The 3,757-nt window shown below is 64.8% G+C and carries 4 protein-coding genes and 1 pseudogene; 4 read left to right on the top strand and 1 reads right to left on the bottom strand.

The window, feature by feature from the left end:
- Nucleotides 1–73 precede the first annotated feature (73 nt).
- The 4 genes and pseudogenes from BUQ68_RS22500 to BUQ68_RS22485 form a co-directional block, all read left to right on the top strand.
- Nucleotides 74–1,093 (top strand): annotated as a pseudogene (locus tag BUQ68_RS22500) (Mu transposase domain-containing protein); the annotation flags it as partial.
- Nucleotides 1,093–1,821, top strand: a complete 729-nt coding sequence (gene istB / locus BUQ68_RS22495; RefSeq protein ID WP_075218273.1) for an IS21-like element helper ATPase IstB — start codon at nt 1,093–1,095, stop codon at nt 1,819–1,821. The pseudogene BUQ68_RS22500 and the gene istB, both read left to right, overlap by 1 nt.
- 169 nt (nt 1,822–1,990) lie before the next feature.
- Nucleotides 1,991–2,341: a transposase gene (locus BUQ68_RS22490; protein ID WP_075218272.1), complete on the top strand. Its 351-nt coding sequence runs from the start codon at nt 1,991–1,993 to the stop codon at nt 2,339–2,341.
- The gene (locus BUQ68_RS22485) at nt 2,320–3,129 is read left to right on the top strand and encodes an IS3 family transposase (RefSeq protein WP_245293355.1); all 810 of its coding nucleotides are present in this window, start codon (nt 2,320–2,322) and stop codon (nt 3,127–3,129) included. Before BUQ68_RS22490 ends, BUQ68_RS22485 begins: the two co-directional genes overlap by 22 nt.
- 376 nt (nt 3,130–3,505) lie before the next feature.
- On the opposite strand, the gene BUQ68_RS22480 is transcribed toward BUQ68_RS22485, so the two are convergent.
- Nucleotides 3,506–3,757 (bottom strand): UDP binding domain-containing protein (locus BUQ68_RS22480; protein WP_245293354.1); only part of this gene is annotated, 252 nt, incomplete at its 5' end.

Genomic DNA, 3,757 nt, shown 5'->3' with positions numbered 1-3,757 from the left:
CCGACAGCCGTCCCGACAACGGGCGGCCGAACCGCTCTCATCCAGATTGACGCGTTTGTCTCATCCAGATTGACGCGCAGCACGCGAGCGACTGACGCTGATCAGGGTCTTCGAGGAACTGCTCGGTCTCGGCTACAACGGCGGCTACGATGCGGTTCGGCGCTATGCGCGAGCCTGAGAGAAGCAGCAATCGGCCCGCGTGAGCGGCGCCTTCGTGCCGCTGAGCTTCGCCCCTGGTGAAGCCTACCAGTTCGACTGGCGCCACGAGGTCGTGCTCATCAAGGGCACGACGGTGATCGTGAAGGTGGCCCATGTCAGGCTCTGTTACAGCCGGATGCTGTTCGTGTGCGCCTACCCCCGACGCGGGCCTACAATCACCACTTCCAACAGATGTGCAGCCACTACCTCGTCGATCCTGTCGCCTGCACGCCGGCGTCGGGCTGGGAGAAGGGGCAGGTCGAGAATCAGGTCGGGCTGGTCCGGGAGCGCTTCTTCACCCCACGGATCCGGGTGAAGAGCTACGAGGAGATGAACGCCTGGCTCCTCGACCAGTGCATTGCCTACGCCAAGGCACACCGCCGCCGGGAGTTCCGGGACCGGACGATCTTCGAGGCGTTTGAAGCCGAACGGCCGAGCTTGGTCCCCTATGTCGGCCGCTCCCACGGCTTCCACGCCACGCCGGCTTCCGTGGCCAAGACCTACCTCATGCGCTTTGACAATAACCGGTACTCCGTCGCGGCGAGCGCAGTTGGGCGCCCCGTCGAGGTTCGCGCCTATGCCGATCGCATCGAGCTGCGCCAGGACAGCCGGGTCGTCGGTGATCACCCTCGCTGCTTCGGCCGCGATCAGACCATTTATGACCCCTGGCACTACGTCCCGGTACTGGCCCGCAAACCCGGTGCCCTCCGGAACGGTGCCCCGTTCAAGGACTGGGTTATGCCAGCCGCTCTCGAACGGATCCGGCGCAAGCTCGCCAGCTCCAACGAGCGAGCACGCCGCGCCAGTCACATTCATGACCCCGGACGCCTTGCGGCTGCGACATGCGCCCGTCGCCGACTACGCCCGCTACGACAGCCTGAGGAGGGCTTTGTGATCGAACGCACCGAGATCCGGGCGACCATGGCCGACCTGAAGCTCTACGCCATGAAGGCAGCCTACGACGAGATCATCACCACGGCAGTCAAGCGCGCGCACGAGGCGCAAAGCATCGTCGGCGACCTGCTCTCCGCCGAGATCGCCGAGAAGCAAGCGCGCTCGATCAAGTACCAGGTCACCATCGCCAAGCTGCCGCTGGCCAAGGAAATCGACGACTTCCAGTTCGACGGCACGCCGATCAACGAGACGCTCGTCCGCGACCTCGCCGGCGGCAACTTCCTCGCTCACCAGCGCAACGTGGTCCTCGTCGGCGGCACCGGCACGGGCAAGACCCATCTGGCCATCGCGATCGCCCGCGCCTGCATCCGGGACGGTGCCCGCGGCCGCTTCTTCAACGTCGTCGACCTTGTGAACCGCCTGGAGACCGAGGCCCGATCCGGCCGTCAGGGACGCATGGACGACTATCTCTCCCGCGTCGACTTCATCGTCCTCGACGAGCTCGGCTACTTGCCCTTCGCCCAGTCCGGCGGGCAGCTGCTCTTCCACCTCGTCAGCCGGCTCTACGAACAGACCTCGATCCTGGTCACCACCAATCTGTCCTTCGGCGAGTGGCCCAGCGTGTTCGGCGACGCCGAGATGACCACTGCGCTCCTCGACCGCCTCACGCATCACGGCGAGATCATCGAGACCGGCAACGAGAGCTGGCGCTTTAAGAACCGCCTCTGACCCACCAACAGAACGGCCGACACCGGGCGTGCCTCCGCTCCGCCTCCGGCTCGGCGGCGACAAGCCCGGTGCGCGTCACGCGACATGCCGGATGTAGTGGGCCCCTGCGGCCGGACAGGATGCGGTTTCCGAATTGACATGGGTCCGGGCTTTCGAATGATGAAGGCCCGTGAGCAGACACCGCACCTATAGCACCACGTTCAAGCGGCAGGTCGTCCAGGAGTATCTGGCTAGCGAGACGCTCCACGCGCTTGGCAAACGCCACGATCTCGCGCGCAACCTCATCCGCGTCTGGCTTCAGAAGCATCAGGCCGGCGCCTTGGACGAGGAGGCGGTGGCAGCCGACATGGTCCAGGAATTCGAGGCACGGATTGATGCCCTGGAGCGGCTCGTCGGCAAGCAGGCCATGGAGCTCGAGTTTCTTAAGGGGGCTCTGAAAAACGCACACCGCGCGCGAAGCGGCAGTACCTCCGTGATCACCGGCCCAACAGTCTCTCCATCTCAGAAGGATGCGAGCTGATAGGGATCGCGCGCTCCACCTACTACGACGGAGAGGCCGAGGCTAGCTGCGACACGGCCGTCGTCGAGGCGATTGCAGCCATCTGCGAGGAGTTCGAGAGCTACGGCTGGCGGCGCGTCCGCGCTGCGCTCCGGCATCAGGATTTCGTCGTAAACCACAAGAAAATTAGGAGGTTAATGCGTGAGCACGGTCTCCAACCCCGCACCCGACGGCGCCAAGTCGCGACCACCGACAGTGACCCCGCCCACCTGATCTTCCCCATTCTCGTCGCGGACCGGATCCCCAACGGTCCCGACCAGATCTGGGTGGCCGACATCACCTACGTCACGATCTTCACCGGCTTTGCCTATGTCGCGGTCATTCTCGATGCCTGGCACCGCCGCGTTGTCGGCTACGCGATCAGCCGGTCGATCGACGCCCGCCTGACCCTCGCCGCGGCCGTGGAACGGCGCGAACCACTGCCCGGATGCATTCACCACTCGGACCGTGGATCGCAATATGCTGCCATGGCCTACCGGTCCGCCCTGGCCGAAGCCGGCCTCGTGGGATCCATGGGTCGGCGCGGCAATCCCTACGACAACGCCAAGGCGGAGAGCTTCATGAAGACGCCGAAGGCCGAGGGTGTGCAGCCGATGGCCTTTGAGGCCTTCACCGACGTCGCGGAGTTCCTCCCCAGGTTCATCGACGACGTCTACAATGCCAAGCGCCTCCATTCGGCGCTTGGCTATCTCAGCCTCACCCAGTTCGAGGATCAACACACCCGGACAACACTCAGATCCGCCGCATGAGTTTTTGTCCGGCCGCAGGGGCCCACTCCAAATCGGGGGGCAGATTTGTAAGCCGTTTGACAGCCAGGACCGTCCTTCGGGCAGATCATATAACTCGAACCGGTGGAGCTTCGACGGGCTTTCAGGACCAGGGGATCGCTACGGCGTTTGATGCTGTCGGCGAAACCGAACGCAAGATGGACGGCAGGCCTCCCGAAGGATGCTTCGCCATCGCACCTGCGACGCTTTCCCGCCGTGGAACGGCGCGCGAGCAGACTAGAAGGCGCGGACGCGCGACCCGGCGGCAGTGCGCGAGAGCGCCGCACGTCCTGACGAGAGAACGGCGCCGCTCGTTGTTCTGCGCCCGCGCTACGAGGTGGCGGGCGCTATTCGCCACCTAGCTCGGCCGTCCTACGCTGGCATACTCGAACCCGTGCCGCTCGATCTCCTCCCTGCGGTAAACATTCCGCAGGTCCACCAGCAATGGCGTGGCCATCAAGGCTTTGAGCTGCCCGAAGTCGAGCGCCCGGAACGCGTTCCACTCGGTGACGATCACCAGGGCATCCGCGTCGGCGGCGCAATCATAGGCGTCCTTGCCATAGATCACGCCATTCAGCATAGCCTTGGAGGCCTCCATGCCTTCCGGGTC

The sequence above is a fragment of the Mongoliimonas terrestris genome (assembly GCF_001927285.1).
Taxonomy (GTDB): domain Bacteria; phylum Pseudomonadota; class Alphaproteobacteria; order Rhizobiales; family Pleomorphomonadaceae; genus Chthonobacter; species Chthonobacter terrestris.
This window is presented reverse-complemented; position numbering and strand designations above follow the sequence as displayed.